Source organism: Amycolatopsis sp. NPDC104587 (assembly GCF_055583645.1).
Genome location: NZ_JBVJNO010000012.1, coordinates 219,802 through 231,615 on the forward strand (window position 1 = coordinate 219,802; position 11,814 = coordinate 231,615).

Consider the following 11,814-nt stretch of genomic DNA (forward strand, 5'->3'; position numbering starts at 1 on the left):
CGATGGTCTACGACGACCCGGCCCTGGGCGCCGACGGCGGCGACCGGGTGGCGGCGGAGGTGCATCGCCTGGTCAACGCCGCAGGCAGCAGCTCCGTATCCCACACGCGTTACCAGGGCCGCTACGCGCTGCGTATCTCCATCGGCAACATCCACACCGCGCACCGGCACGTCGAGTCGCTCTGGGACTCGATCCGGCGGGCGGAAAAGACCGCGCTGGAAGGAGCCGGAAATGGCCACGACAACGACCACTGACCTCGCCAACTATCACCGCCGCGCCGCGGACTCCGGTGTCGTCGGGCGGTGGTTCTCGGCCAACGAGAACCTGCCCTGGCGGCCCGAACCCCGGTCCGTACCGCAGCACTGGTCCTACGCCGAGCTGCGGGCACTCGCGCTCGAAGCGACGGAGTTCGTCCGCGGCGAGGAGGGCGCGCTCCGCGTCCTGACGCTGCTGAACTCCGGCCACCCCGACCTGGAGGCCGCGGCCGGGCACCTGTACTCGGGTCTGCAGGTGCTCGTGCCGGGGGAAGACATGCACAGCCACCGGCACTCCCCGACCGCTGTGCGGTTCGTACACGAAAGCGAGGGCGGCTGGACGGCCGTCGACGGCGAGCGGATGCCGGTCGGGCCCGGCGACGTCGTGCTCACCCCGGCGATGAAATGGCACGAGCACGGCAACGACGGCCCGGGCCCGGTGGTGTGGCAGGACTGCACCGACGACCCGCTGGTCGCGGCCCTCGCCGCCAGCCACTTCGAGCTGTTCCCGGTGCGCAGCCACCTCGGGCCGCGTGAGGACGGAGTGCCGGTTCTGCCCGCGGTGACCGGCCACGAGGCAGACGTGCTCGTGCACCGCTGGAACGACGTCCTGGCGGCCCTCGTCACGCAGGACCGCGGCTGGTCCGAGCTGCGCCTGGGCGGGCCGGACGGCGCGCCTGACCTCAGCCCGACCGTCGCCGGCCGGTTCTTCACCGTGGCCGCGGGCCATGCGGCCCCAGCCCGGCAGCAGACCGGTGCGACCGTCCTGATCGTGGCCGCGGGCGCGGCCACCGTGCGAGTCGGCGACCAAGCGTTCACGGCCGGCCGCGGCGACACCGTCGCCGTGCCGTCGTGGACGCGGTGGTCGGTCGAAAACTCTGGCGAAGAGCGGACCGTGATGTTCGCCTACGACGAATCACCGCTGCTTCGAGGTGCCGGGCTGTACCGCGAGGAGGTACACGGATGACAAAAATTGCGATCCTGCTGGCTTCGGCCGGCGAACTGGAACTGTCGGACGGGACCAGCCGGCCCTGCGGGTTCTGGGCCGAAGAGGTTGTCGGGCCGTGGGAGCTGTTCACCGAGAGCGGCGTCGACGTCGTGATCACCACCCCCGACGGCCGGGCGGCACCGGTCGAAGCCGCGAGTCTGGCGCCGGAAACGGCGTCGCTGAGCGAAAAAGAGTGCACCCGGCTCGTCGAGTTCCTCGCGGAGCACGAGATCGACCTCAAGACGCCGGAACCGGCAGACGGGCTGCCTGACATCGACGGCGTATATGTGCCCGGCGGGTACTCGCCTCTTGCTCAGCTGCACGAGCACCCGGCGGTGGCGGCGCTGATCCGGCGGCCGGACGTCCCGGTCGCCACCGTCTGCCATGGGACCGCGGCCTTGCTTTCAGTCCGGGAAAGCCCGTGGCCGTTCACCGGCGTGGCGATGACCGGGTTCTCCGACGCGGAAGAAGACTCAGTCGGGATGACGGGCAAGCTCTTGTGGACTCTTGAGCGCGCGCTGGCCGACGCGGGCGCCGAGTACCGGAGCGCCGAACCGTGGTTGGAGCATGTCGTCGTGAGCCGCGGGTTGATCACCGGGCAGAACCCGGCGTCGAGCATGGGCGTGGCGCGGACGTTGCTCGGGCAGCTGGGCTGAACGGTCTCCGGCCGGGACGGGTATTCGATGATCAGGATGCGGGCCGCGGTCGGCGCGCGTCGACCGTGTGCCAGCAGACTGTGGTGAACGGCGGGGCACGGGGCCAGCAGACACGCCGACTCGCCGACCAGCTCGGCAAGATCCAGGCGTTTCAGGCGCCGCTCGCGTTCACGGTCGCGCTAGTCCTCGGTCCGGGAGGTGATGTCGGAAATCACCATCGCGACCAGATGTCGTAGGAGGAGACCGACGACGCGAGCGGACGCGACAGCCACCCGTCAGCGTCTCCGGCAGTGCCGCCGCCCGAGGCGTGTGGTTTCGGGCACGGGTGGTCTCGACACCTCGCCGCGGTGGTCGCCCCGGCCGATCCGCGTTCCCGGTGCGTCAGGCCGTTCCGCGCGCCATCGCGATCAGGAAAGCCGTCCAGAGGCCGTTCGGGAAGCGCTCCTGCACCCGCGTCAGATTGGCTCGCATCGCCGCGGCCCGAACCTCGTCACCTTCGCGCAGACCCGACAGCTGCTGCGCCAGTTCCCGGCCGGCCGGGCCCGGTTCCTCGGGGTCCACCTCGACGCGGGCGAAGCCGGGGGCCGAAGTGTGCAGCGAACGCGTCGTAAGGCGTTACAGCGCAGGGGATGCCCGCCAGCGCCGCGGTGACTGCGCGGCGCCGTTCAGTCGAGTTACGAGGTCGTCGAAAGAGAGGGTGCGGCCGGATCGCGGCAGTCGCTCCGCACCACACGGTGGTGGCGCGAGGACAGGGAGGATCAGTGGCATCGGCCGTGGTGGATCGTGCGGCATCTTGCCCGCGCTGCAATCCGCTCGAACAGCACGAGTGCATCGCCGCGCGGGTGGTCACCAGCCCCGGGTTCCGGGGCCGCCCTTGAACGGGCCGCGAACCTCCGGCGTCACCCAACCGCCGTAGAACCCGCCTGGCTGCGGAACCACCGGGACGCCGTCGAGGGTGACCGATTCGAAGGGGGCCGCGTAAACCGCCACCCGGTCGGCGAGCGCGGGGTAGGACGGTCTCGGGTAGTACCAGCCGACGCGCTCCAGCACGGTGTCACCGACCACGACATCGACGTAGGCGGCCGCTCCCTTCCACTCGCACAACGACGAACCCGGTGCCCGGCGAAGGTATGTCCCAAAGGCCGCCCTGGGCAGGTAGTACGTCGGCGGGTGCGAGGTCTCGAGCACTCTCACCAGGTCATCGGTGTCGGCCACCACGGTGCCTGCGACCACGAGCACCGCGCGCCGCCGCACCGGCTCGACCCGAGGCGGACGGGGGTAATCCCACACTGACTCTTCACCCGGTCCCACCGGCTCACGCGACTTCACCTGGCCATTCTCACCGATGCTCACCCTCTCCGGCAGCACAGATGTCTGCCGGGGAGGACACCGAGATCTCGAAAGCCCGAGACCTGGCCAGACGAGCAGAAGGGAGTCGCGCGAAGATCGGCGGGCGAACGCGGACCGTCGAGGGTGGAGCGCCGGCGCAGCTGACCGAACCCGCGCTCGAACCCCGCCAAAGAGAGAGTTCGCGCTGGACGAGCACGGCATGACCTGACATGTCACCAACGCCCGATTCGGCACCCCTAACCGGCCTGTTCGCCAAGGAACTCGGTCACCCGATTGAGGCGCTCGAGCTCCACCAGGCCGCCCATGCCTCGTTGCCCACGACCTATTCGCCTCGGATGGCAGCGACGGCCACCTGGCGCGCAACCCTTCTCTGGAAATTCGAGCGGCGGTATGCACTCGGCGGCGCCTCCGTCTTGACGTCGCCAGTTCGGAGCAGCAGCCAGCAGCGCCCAGCAAATGCACGTCCAGTGTGGGTCCGGAGCTCGCGGCCACCATCGCCGCCGCGAACGTGCGACGATGTCCTGGTGGGCACAGTGAACGGCGAGGTTCTCAGCCGCAAGATGGAGCCGCTCGTGGTGACCTTGGCGGTCGACGAGCGGGCCCAAGCTGCGTGGAACGTCCTGCGCCGCCGGTGGTTCCCACCGGACCGCCTCCACGTCGACGCTCACCTGACCCTGTTTCACGCCCTACCGGGCGAGCACCTCAAGACGATCGTCGCGGACAGCGCCGAACTGGCGGCGGGCCGGATGCCGTTCGAGCTGGCGGTGGCCGGTGCGCGGTCGCTCGGGCGAGGTGTCGCGCTCGAAGTCATGTCCCCGCCACTGCTGCGGCTGCACGCCGCGCTTCGGGCGCGGTGGTCGTCATGGCTCACCGCGCAGGACGCTCAGCCACTGCGGCCGCACGTGACGGTTCAGAACAAGGTCAGCCCGGAAATCGCGGCGAAGACGCTCCGGGCAGTGCGCCGCGATCCCGGGCCGCGCACGGCGACTGCAACCGGCCTGGCCGTCTGGCGGTACCTCGGCGGCCCGTGGGCCTTCGCCGCCTCGGTGCCCTTCGCCTGTTGACGGACTTTCCGGTTCGCGGCGCGAGGTCGTCGTGCCACAGCCACGCGGCCGCACGGCGCATCACCGTCGCGGTCCACAGTGCACTCACCGATCGGCGGGACCGACACCGACGGCTCGGCCGGAACCGGCGGGCGACTGGATGAGCAGCCGGCACTCAGCCCCGAAGCCGGCAGAGCGACGAAGACACCGCAGAGGGTGCGGCGGAAGGTCATGAGCGGGTGGCTCCCGGCTTGACCTGCCAGTGGACCAGGTCGTCGATAACGCTGGTGCTGTCACCGACGTTGGGCAACGTCGCAAAAGTTGGCTTCGATGATGGACAGCTGAAGCCGGTGCCGATCTGCTGGCCGATGTCGGTCATCAGCCTCCCACGCGGGCGCTGAGCACGGCCCGTTCCGGGCAATGCCATGGCACGCCCCTAGGCAGTCTGCTGCTTCTTCTGACGGGCGAGCTGTGCGCGGGTGGCCTGAAGCGCGATGACGACGGCGAAAGCCAGGGTGATCCACAGTGCGTAGCGGTCGATCAGCAGGACCACGTCGACGGCCTGCTGGCCGAGCCCGTAACCCAGGCCGGCGATCAATCCGGTCATGAGACCGGCGCCGAGCACGTCGGCCAGCAGGAACGCGGGCAGTGACATCCCGGTCAACCCGGCGAGCAGGAAGACGAAGATCGCGGGCACACCCGGCACTGACGCCGCGGTGACGAGGCCGAACTTCCCCCACACCGGCCAGGACCGCAGTCGCGGTACGAGCCGTCGGGCCTTCTCGGTCGGCACGAAGAACTGCAGTCCCTTCTGGCCCCAGCGGCGTCCCGCCCACCAGTACAGCCAATCGAACTTGATCTTGCCGATGATCCCGGCGACGATGATGATCCACAGGTCCGCCTGCTCGAGCCGGGCGAACGCGGCGCCTGCGCCGATCGCCGACGAACTGCCCGTCACCGCCGCGGTCGCGATCGGGTGCGAGGCCAGGAGGAATGGGCGTAGCGGCAGCGAACCCAGCGACAGCACGATCGCGGCGATCAGCACACCGATCAGCACCTTGTCGGCCCGGTCCATCGGGCTGCTCCACGGCCGCAGCTCGCGCCACTGCCGTTTGGCGGCCTCGATCTCCTCAGGGCTGGAGCTGCGGCCCCACCAGGATCGGCGCGGCGGCTTGCCTTCGGTCGGTTCTTCCGGTTTTCCGGCGGCGATCGATGTGTCGTCCTCGTTGATTGCGGACATCTCTTCTCCTCACAGCAGGGGGACGGGATGCTCGGCGACGCGCACCGGCGGGCGCCACCGGGACTTCTACGCCGCCGTGAGCGCGGCTAGGACGGTGACGAACCCGTTATTGAGGGCATGGACGAGCACGCCGGGCCACACCGACTTGGTGCGCAGGAACAAGATTGCGTTGATGGTTCCGACGACGAACGCGGGCACCAGCGCCATGTTGAGGCCGTGAACCGCCGCGAAGACCAGGGTGCTCACCAAGCCGCTGACCCACACGCCATACCGCGACAGCGCGTTGGTCAGCACGCCGCGGAACGCGAACTCTTCACCCAGCGGCGTGAGCACGGCCAGGAACAGCAGTTGCAGAACCAGCGCGATCGGCCCCGCCGACGCGGCGTCCCGGTAGTCCCCCTGCACATCGGTGACCCGGTTCCCCAGCAGGGCGACCACGGCGGTGGACAGGACCTGGCTGAGCACGATCGCGACCAGGCCCAGTCCCGCGGCGATGAACCACCAGCGCACGGACACGGCGCGCACCCCGAAGGCCGGCCACGCCCGGACCCGGATCACGAAAGCCACCGCGAACGCCAGCAGGGCCATCACCCCCGAAAGGGCGGCGTAGGACAGCCCCGACGCCACGCCGGAACTCCCTGCGAACTGATCGATCAGCGGCGGCCCGACCAGGTAGGCCAGGGCATAGGTGACAGCGGCGACCAGCACCTCCGGCCATCCCGGACAGGTGAGACGCGCCGTCGGCGCTTTCAGCAGCGGCTCAGTCATGACGGACTCCCTCGAATCGGCTAGTACGATCTGACAATATGTACTAGCACGAATTGCGTCAAGTGTGCCGGTACGATCATTGCGTTCGTGCCGGTACACTCAGGGGATGTCTACCCGGGACGAGCTGGTCCAGGCCGCAATTCGCCTGGCACGCAAGAGCGGCTACGGCGCCCTGAGTGTGCGCGGGGTCGCCCGCGAGGCCGGTGTGGGAGCGACGACGTTGCGGCACTACTTCCCCACGCAGGCCGATCTCCATGACGTCTTGTCGACCGAGCTGGTCGCCTCCGTGCTTACCGACCTGGCGATCGAGGACGACACCGAAGACCCGGCCGTGCGCCTCTACGACTGCCTGGAGCAGTTCCTGCCCGAGCCCGACCGCGAGATTTCGTCCCGGGGCGGCTGGTTCGATCTTTACTGCACCGCGTTGGCGCCGGATGCCGCGCCGGCCCTCAAGAACGTCCTGCGCAGCGCGCACGGGGCGTCGACCGCCGCGGTGCGCCGGTGGTTGGCGGTACTCGCCAAGCAAGGACACCTGGCCGAGAAGGACATCGACGACCAGGCGGCCTACGTGCTGGCGATGGTCAACGGTCTGCACCTGTGTGCGGTCATCGAGCCGGAACGCTTCGACCTGCCGCGCGAGCGACGGCTGCTGCGGTGGTACGTGCACCAGCTGCTGACACGGTGAACGTCGCCGACACTGAGCGTCAGGCCGTGCGACGGCACCATCCCTACCTTGCTCTGCGCGCGGAGCAAGGTAAGCGACCGCACGGTTGGCTTCTCGGCGTGGGGCGGCTCCATCGCTGATGCGTCAAGTCCGGGGGCGCAGGGCCGGTGGGCAGACAGAATCGGGGTTCCGCGTCGACGTTGGGGACGCGCAGTCGGTGCCGCTCACCAGGCGATTCCGCGTGTCCAGCCCTTCATTCGCCGAGCGTTGCAGCACTCGTGCGCGGACATCCGCAGCGCCGGTACTGAAGCCGCTGACTGTACCGGCACGATTTGAGAATTCGTACCGGTACGATTGGCGCTATCGTGCTAGCGTGCCACTTATGAGTGAATCTCTTGGGGTCCGACCCGCCGGACCGGCCGCCGACAGTCGCGACATGGTCGCAGTCCACGTCGTGATGGCCGTGCAGCGGCGGCACGCCGAGAATCACGTGGAGCACGAGCTGCGACGCCGACAACGCGCCGATCACCGCCGCCGGTCCACCGACAGAACCGCCGCGCTCAGGGCCAGCGCCGCGCCACGGGCAGCCCGCACCCCGGTGGGGAGGCCTGGCACGCGACGGGTCACCAGCGCAGGGTAGGAAACGATGGGCGAAGAATTACATATCGGGAGAAAGACTCGGCACAACTCGTGCGATCCGCAGCAGGCGGACGCCTCGCGTGCTCAGGTGTTGGCTCCGCAAGCCGCACGTGCGGCCCGGTCGATGTCGAACCCGGGCGGTGGAGGCTGGTCATCGAGGGCGATCTGGTCCTTGCCGATCGTGTAGCGCTTGACCACGGCGGTGGCGGAGTCGGCTGGGATGTTGTCGGCGACGCACGGAAGCACCACCAGAAACGCGTGCCGTGTCGGCGGAGCGGCACTCCCCCGCGCGACAGCAGCCAAACTGCTTCCGTAGTTCCACGACGCGCTCTTGTTCCCAGCGACATCCGTGGCACCGGGGTTGTCGGCCGGCGTGCCCGAAGAGTTGAAGATCTGCTGATACCTCCCCGCGTCGCTGAACTCGGCTTCGCCAGCGGGGAACCAGGTCGCGAAACCCATGTTCACCGCGTGGGCGGCACTGGCTTCGACGACGGCGCTGCCACCTGCGGGAGTCACCCGCGCGATAGCTTTCCCGGGCGGGGCGAGATTCCCGGGGCAGCGAGCGCTGTCCCGGCGGGTCAACTGGTCGAACCGCGTTTCCGGGATGACGAACGAGTCCGAGACGTAACGATCGTCGGGGCTCTCGCTCGACAACGTTCTCGCCAACGTGCCGAGGAGCCCCTCCGAGTGGCGGGTGATCAAGAGCCAGCGGTTCGTTCGCCACGCCGCCTGCGCTGTGGTGCCGGTCGTGTCCGGCAAGGCGTCGCCCAGGCAGTACTCGGCGAACCCGAGCGAGCAGCCGTTGGCGAACCGGCCCGTGGGGTTGTAACTGGCGGACGGCCCGGACCTGCTGTTCAGGCCTTTGGTCGCGTCGACGAGGCCGACGTACGTCGAATTCCTCAACGTGACGCCGGGACAAGCCGGAACGGCGATGTCGACACGTTCGGCCGGCTGGAACAGGTTGGTTCCGTTGACCACAAGGGTGATCACGCTGGCGAGCGCGGCCAGTCCCGCGACCCAGTCGCTCCACCGTTGCCCGAATCGGCGATCGTCAGGCGGCGCCGGGTCGTCGAAAGCCCCTCGGCGCCTGCCGATGAACACAGCGAGAGCCGCACCGAGCGCGAGCGTTCCGGCCGCGATGGCGTCGACCCGGCCGACCGCGGAAGCTCCGTAAAGCACGCCTTCCTCGACGAGGTAGGCGCGAGCGGCGATGACGATCGCTCCGGGGAGCAACACCAGGAACCATTTCACGAACGGGCGCATGGCCCTCCTGTCCGGCCGGAAAACGGACGGCGACAAAGGGGACGTGGCCGTTGCCACCCCAAGTCGCCGGCCGGGCTCCGCCTGTTACGCCGGAATATCGGACAGGCCGCCGGGTTCCGACCGGATCAGGAATTGGTCACGACCCTCGCTGGTTCGGGGGTGTCGTGACGCGGCTGCAAACGCTCCTCTATGCGACCGAACCGCCACACGGCCGCACTCACGATCCACGTCACCAGGAACAGGGCGACGATGCCATACCCGACGTACTCGAAGTCGATCTCACCGACCCAGGCCAGCGGCCCCGACGTCACGCCGAGCTGGTCACCGAGGAGTCGGAACAGCCCGACCCCGCCGACGATGAGCGCGGTCGCCACCGAGATGCCGGTGATCACGAGGTTGTAGTAGATCCGGCGAGCAGGACTGAGCAATGCCCACTCGTACGCGGCCATCATGACGGTGCCGTCGATGGTGTCGAGCAAGCTCATGCCGGCAGCGAAGAGGACCGGGAGCGCCAGGTAGGCGTACCAGGGCAGATCGAAGGCCGCGGCACTGCTCGACAGGACGAGGAGCGAAACCTCGGTGGCGGTGTCGAACCCGAGACCGAAAAGCAAGCCGATGGGGTGCATGTGCCATTCCTTGCGCACCGACTTGGTCAGCTTGCCGAGGATCCGGGCCAGGAACCCGCGCAGCTGCAGCTGGTGGTCGAGCTCGGCGCTGTCGTATTCGCCGCTGCGGGCGCGGCGGGCAAGCTTGAAGATCCCGGCGAACGCCCGTGCGTTCAGCAAGCCGATCAGCAGGAGGAACAGGCCGGAGATCAGCGCTCCCCAGACCCCGGTCGCCTGGTGCAGCGTGGACGACTCGTCGACCACCCCGCCCGCGATCGCACGGACCCCCAGGCCGAGCGCCAAGCAGAGCAGGAGCACGACTGTCGAATGCCCCAGCGAGAACCAGAAGCCGACCGAGACCGGCCGCCGGCCGTCCGCAAGCAGCTTCCGGGTCGTGTTGTCGATGGCGACGATGTGGTCCGCGTCGAAGGCATGCCGCATGCCCAGCACGTAGGCGGTGAGCCCGAGGCCGATGCCGAATCCGTGGGCCGCGCTCACCGAACCACCGCGGATCACGAGCAGCAGCAGCCCGAAGCCCAGCAGGTGCAGGAAGAGGATGAACCCGAACATGGCCGCGAGGCGGCGGCGATCCCGGCTCACCACCGCCTGCAGGGCGGAACGGCGCTTTCTCGTGATTTCCGGATTCGTCATGAAGCCCCTCCCCGGTCGTCGATGATTCCGCTATTCGACGCTATCGACAATTGACTTCACAAGGGCGTGGCGACCAACCGCCATATTGGTTTCGCGCGCGGCGAACCGAGTTAGGCTCGACGTGACCGAGAGTCGTCCAGCAGGAGGCGTTCGTGCAGATCTCGTTGCAGAAAACCGAAACCGGCGGTCATCGCTCAACAGCGCGACTGGCCGACGGGACCCGCGTCCTAGCCTTCGGGAGCGATCATCCGCATCGCGTGCCACACGAGTTCTCGCATTTTCTGGTCGAGCGGCAACTCGGTCTCGACTGGGGTTATTGGGGCTCGATCGCCCGCGGCGCGCTATTCCGCGGCATGACCGTCCTCGACGGCGACGAGGCCGCGGCGACCGAGCGATCGGCCTCGCTCAAGGAGTCCGTGATGTCCCGGATCCAGCTGGCCGAGAACCTCGTCGGCGCGATCGAGGCCGTGCTCCCGCTCGAGCCGGGCCGGACCCCGGAGGAGGCCCGCACGGCGATCCTGACCGAGCACCCCGATCTCGCCGAGGCGCCGGTGGACGAGCGCCACCTCGCCGAACTGGATGGCCTGATGGCCGAGGCCGCGAAGACGTGGGCCGAGCTGCCGGTCGGGGACGAACTCCACCTCACGTGGGATGTTGTGGTCGCCGCTTCCTGAACGGCCGGGTGGCCCGGGCCCCGGGCCACCCGGCGATCAGACCCACCGACGACGGGACGCTTCCGCTCCGGCCTGAAACCGGCTTCGCGCGCCGAGCACGTCGAGCAGCTCGGACGCCCGCCTGCTGAAGGTGCGCGACGACAGCGCGAGCACGCGCTGGGCCGCCTGGTCGGTCACGCCGTCGGCCAGGGAGTCGAGCACCGGGCGCAAATGCCGAGGCGGCGGCACCGTCGTCGAGGCCGCCTCGGCTTCTCGCCCCAGGAGCAGCCACAACGCATCGTGGAGCGAGGCGAACGTCCCGATCAGCTCACGGTCGCCGGAAAGCACTCGCAGAACCGGGTCTTTGGGCTGCCACAGCACCGCCAGCGTGTCGTTCACCGTCATCACCCCGCAGGGAAAGGCCAGTGGCACGGCCCTTGTCTGCACGTTCGGCGACGCCGAACCCTCGCCGGCCGGCCGCTCGCCGGCGAAGACGACGGTGCGGCGACGGAACCGGGACGGCACGACCATCAGGTCGCCTTGGCCCACCGGGACGAGGGCGGAGACCGGAAGTGCTTCTCGCACGGTCGGCGGTCCCATCGACAGAGCGGTGGTCGGCGCCCGGCCGGTCAGTGACGATACGGTCGCCCAGCCTTCCGCCGAAGCCGGCAGGCGGTCCAGGTGTTTGCTGTGCTGTATCGACGCGAGCACGTTACGCAGCGCGTCGCCGATCAGGCCGAACGGCCCGCTCTCGATGTCTCCACCCTGAAGGTCACGCTTGTCCGAATAGCACAAAGCCTCTCTCCGTTTCGCTCTGGAGCAGCCACGGTCACCTAATGACCCGGAGAGGCGCTGTTGCCGCCGTTGTTCTGGCAATCGCCGCAATTTCCACTCGTGTCGAACGAGCCCATGCACGATCCGGACGCCGCGATAACCACGCGATTTCCCCCTGCCCCTCCCCAAGCCGACGGCCTGGCGACGCAGGCCCCAGGACCGGCGCGACCAAGGTCGACATCTCCCAACCTAGTAGAGAAAGACCA

The 11,814-nt window shown here is 68.9% G+C and carries 14 protein-coding genes; 6 read left to right on the forward strand and 8 right to left on the reverse strand.

The window, feature by feature from the left end; all coding sequences use genetic code 11:
* Positions 1–2: 2 nt before the first annotated feature.
* The 3 genes from ACZ61C_RS33950 to ACZ61C_RS33960 are packed head-to-tail and all read left to right on the forward strand — an operon-like array spanning position 3 to position 1,898.
* Positions 3–254 (forward strand): hypothetical protein, encoded by a 252-nt coding sequence (locus tag ACZ61C_RS33950; RefSeq protein WP_465311961.1) that lies wholly within the window; start codon positions 3–5, stop codon positions 252–254.
* Positions 232–1,221 carry a cupin domain-containing protein gene (locus ACZ61C_RS33955; protein WP_465311962.1) on the forward strand — a complete coding sequence of 330 codons (990 nt, stop codon included), beginning with the start codon at positions 232–234 and terminating at the stop codon, positions 1,219–1,221. The genes ACZ61C_RS33950 and ACZ61C_RS33955 overlap by 23 nt, the downstream gene beginning before the upstream one ends.
* Positions 1,218–1,898 carry a type 1 glutamine amidotransferase domain-containing protein gene (locus ACZ61C_RS33960; RefSeq protein WP_465311963.1) on the forward strand — a complete coding sequence of 227 codons (681 nt, stop codon included), beginning with the start codon at positions 1,218–1,220 and terminating at the stop codon, positions 1,896–1,898. The genes ACZ61C_RS33955 and ACZ61C_RS33960 overlap by 4 nt, the downstream gene beginning before the upstream one ends.
* 381 nt (positions 1,899–2,279) lie before the next feature.
* Here the strand turns inward: ACZ61C_RS33960 and ACZ61C_RS33965 are convergent, their stop codons facing one another.
* Together ACZ61C_RS33965 and ACZ61C_RS33970 are read right to left on the reverse strand one after the other, a co-directional pair.
* Positions 2,280–2,459 carry a hypothetical protein gene (locus ACZ61C_RS33965; RefSeq protein WP_465311964.1) on the reverse strand — a complete coding sequence of 60 codons (180 nt, stop codon included), beginning with the start codon at positions 2,457–2,459 and terminating at the stop codon, positions 2,280–2,282.
* 285 nt (positions 2,460–2,744) lie between these two features.
* A complete protein-coding gene (locus ACZ61C_RS33970) occupies positions 2,745–3,152 on the reverse strand; it encodes a DUF427 domain-containing protein (protein ID WP_465311965.1) in 408 nt (135 codons plus the stop codon).
* Positions 3,153–3,772: 620 nt separating this feature from the next.
* Here ACZ61C_RS33970 and ACZ61C_RS33975 point away from each other — a divergent pair.
* Positions 3,773–4,312 (forward strand): 2'-5' RNA ligase family protein, encoded by a 540-nt coding sequence (locus ACZ61C_RS33975; RefSeq protein WP_465311966.1) that lies wholly within the window; start codon positions 3,773–3,775, stop codon positions 4,310–4,312.
* Positions 4,313–4,520: 208 nt separating this feature from the next.
* Here the strand turns inward: ACZ61C_RS33975 and ACZ61C_RS33980 are convergent, their stop codons facing one another.
* The 3 genes from ACZ61C_RS33980 to ACZ61C_RS33990 form a co-directional block, all read right to left on the reverse strand.
* Complete coding sequence (locus ACZ61C_RS33980) at positions 4,521–4,670, reverse strand: hypothetical protein (protein ID WP_465311967.1); 150 nt, start codon at positions 4,668–4,670, stop codon at positions 4,521–4,523.
* 57 nt (positions 4,671–4,727) lie between these two features.
* Positions 4,728–5,531: a DedA family protein gene (locus ACZ61C_RS33985; RefSeq protein ID WP_465311968.1), complete on the reverse strand. Its 804-nt coding sequence runs from the start codon at positions 5,529–5,531 to the stop codon at positions 4,728–4,730.
* Between the two features lie 66 nt (positions 5,532–5,597).
* The gene (locus ACZ61C_RS33990) at positions 5,598–6,299 is read right to left on the reverse strand and encodes a lysostaphin resistance A-like protein (protein ID WP_465311969.1); all 702 of its coding nucleotides are present in this window, start codon (positions 6,297–6,299) and stop codon (positions 5,598–5,600) included.
* 106 nt (positions 6,300–6,405) lie between these two features.
* On the opposite strand from ACZ61C_RS33990, the gene ACZ61C_RS33995 reads away from it, so the two are divergent.
* Positions 6,406–6,984, forward strand: a complete 579-nt coding sequence (locus ACZ61C_RS33995) for a TetR/AcrR family transcriptional regulator (protein WP_465311970.1) — start codon at positions 6,406–6,408, stop codon at positions 6,982–6,984.
* A 702-nt stretch (positions 6,985–7,686) separates the two neighbouring features.
* Here ACZ61C_RS33995 and ACZ61C_RS34000 read toward each other — a convergent pair.
* Positions 7,687–8,865 (reverse strand): hypothetical protein, encoded by a 1,179-nt coding sequence (locus ACZ61C_RS34000; RefSeq protein ID WP_465311971.1) that lies wholly within the window; start codon positions 8,863–8,865, stop codon positions 7,687–7,689.
* A gap of 125 nt (positions 8,866–8,990) precedes the next feature.
* Positions 8,991–10,121, reverse strand: coding sequence for a Nickel transporter NicT (nicT, locus tag ACZ61C_RS34005; protein WP_465311972.1), 1,131 nt, complete (start codon positions 10,119–10,121; stop codon positions 8,991–8,993).
* Between the two features lie 152 nt (positions 10,122–10,273).
* Between nicT and ACZ61C_RS34010 the strand changes: the two genes are divergently transcribed.
* Positions 10,274–10,795 carry a hypothetical protein gene (locus ACZ61C_RS34010; RefSeq protein ID WP_465311973.1) on the forward strand — a complete coding sequence of 174 codons (522 nt, stop codon included), beginning with the start codon at positions 10,274–10,276 and terminating at the stop codon, positions 10,793–10,795.
* Between the two features lie 36 nt (positions 10,796–10,831).
* On the opposite strand, the gene ACZ61C_RS34015 is transcribed toward ACZ61C_RS34010, so the two are convergent.
* Positions 10,832–11,650: a helix-turn-helix domain-containing protein gene (locus tag ACZ61C_RS34015; protein ID WP_465311974.1), complete on the reverse strand. Its 819-nt coding sequence runs from the start codon at positions 11,648–11,650 to the stop codon at positions 10,832–10,834.
* Positions 11,651–11,814 lie beyond the last annotated feature (164 nt).

Bases quoted from the DNA above. Each gene is read 5' to 3' on its own strand.
- ACZ61C_RS33950 (WP_465311961.1), top strand. From the start codon at position 3: ATGGTCTACGACGACCCGGCCCTGGGCGCCGACGGCGGCGACCGGGTG.
- ACZ61C_RS33955 (WP_465311962.1), top strand. From the start codon at position 232: ATGGCCACGACAACGACCACTGACCTCGCCAACTATCACCGCCGCGCC.
- ACZ61C_RS33960 (WP_465311963.1), top strand. From the start codon at position 1,218: ATGACAAAAATTGCGATCCTGCTGGCTTCGGCCGGCGAACTGGAACTG.
- ACZ61C_RS33980 (WP_465311967.1), bottom strand. From the start codon at position 4,670: ATGACCGACATCGGCCAGCAGATCGGCACCGGCTTCAGCTGTCCATCA.
- ACZ61C_RS33985 (WP_465311968.1), bottom strand. From the start codon at position 5,531: ATGTCCGCAATCAACGAGGACGACACATCGATCGCCGCCGGAAAACCG.
- ACZ61C_RS33990 (WP_465311969.1), bottom strand. From the start codon at position 6,299: ATGACTGAGCCGCTGCTGAAAGCGCCGACGGCGCGTCTCACCTGTCCG.
- ACZ61C_RS33995 (WP_465311970.1), top strand. From the start codon at position 6,406: ATGTCTACCCGGGACGAGCTGGTCCAGGCCGCAATTCGCCTGGCACGC.
- ACZ61C_RS34000 (WP_465311971.1), bottom strand. From the start codon at position 8,865: ATGCGCCCGTTCGTGAAATGGTTCCTGGTGTTGCTCCCCGGAGCGATC.
- nicT (WP_465311972.1), bottom strand. From the start codon at position 10,121: ATGACGAATCCGGAAATCACGAGAAAGCGCCGTTCCGCCCTGCAGGCG.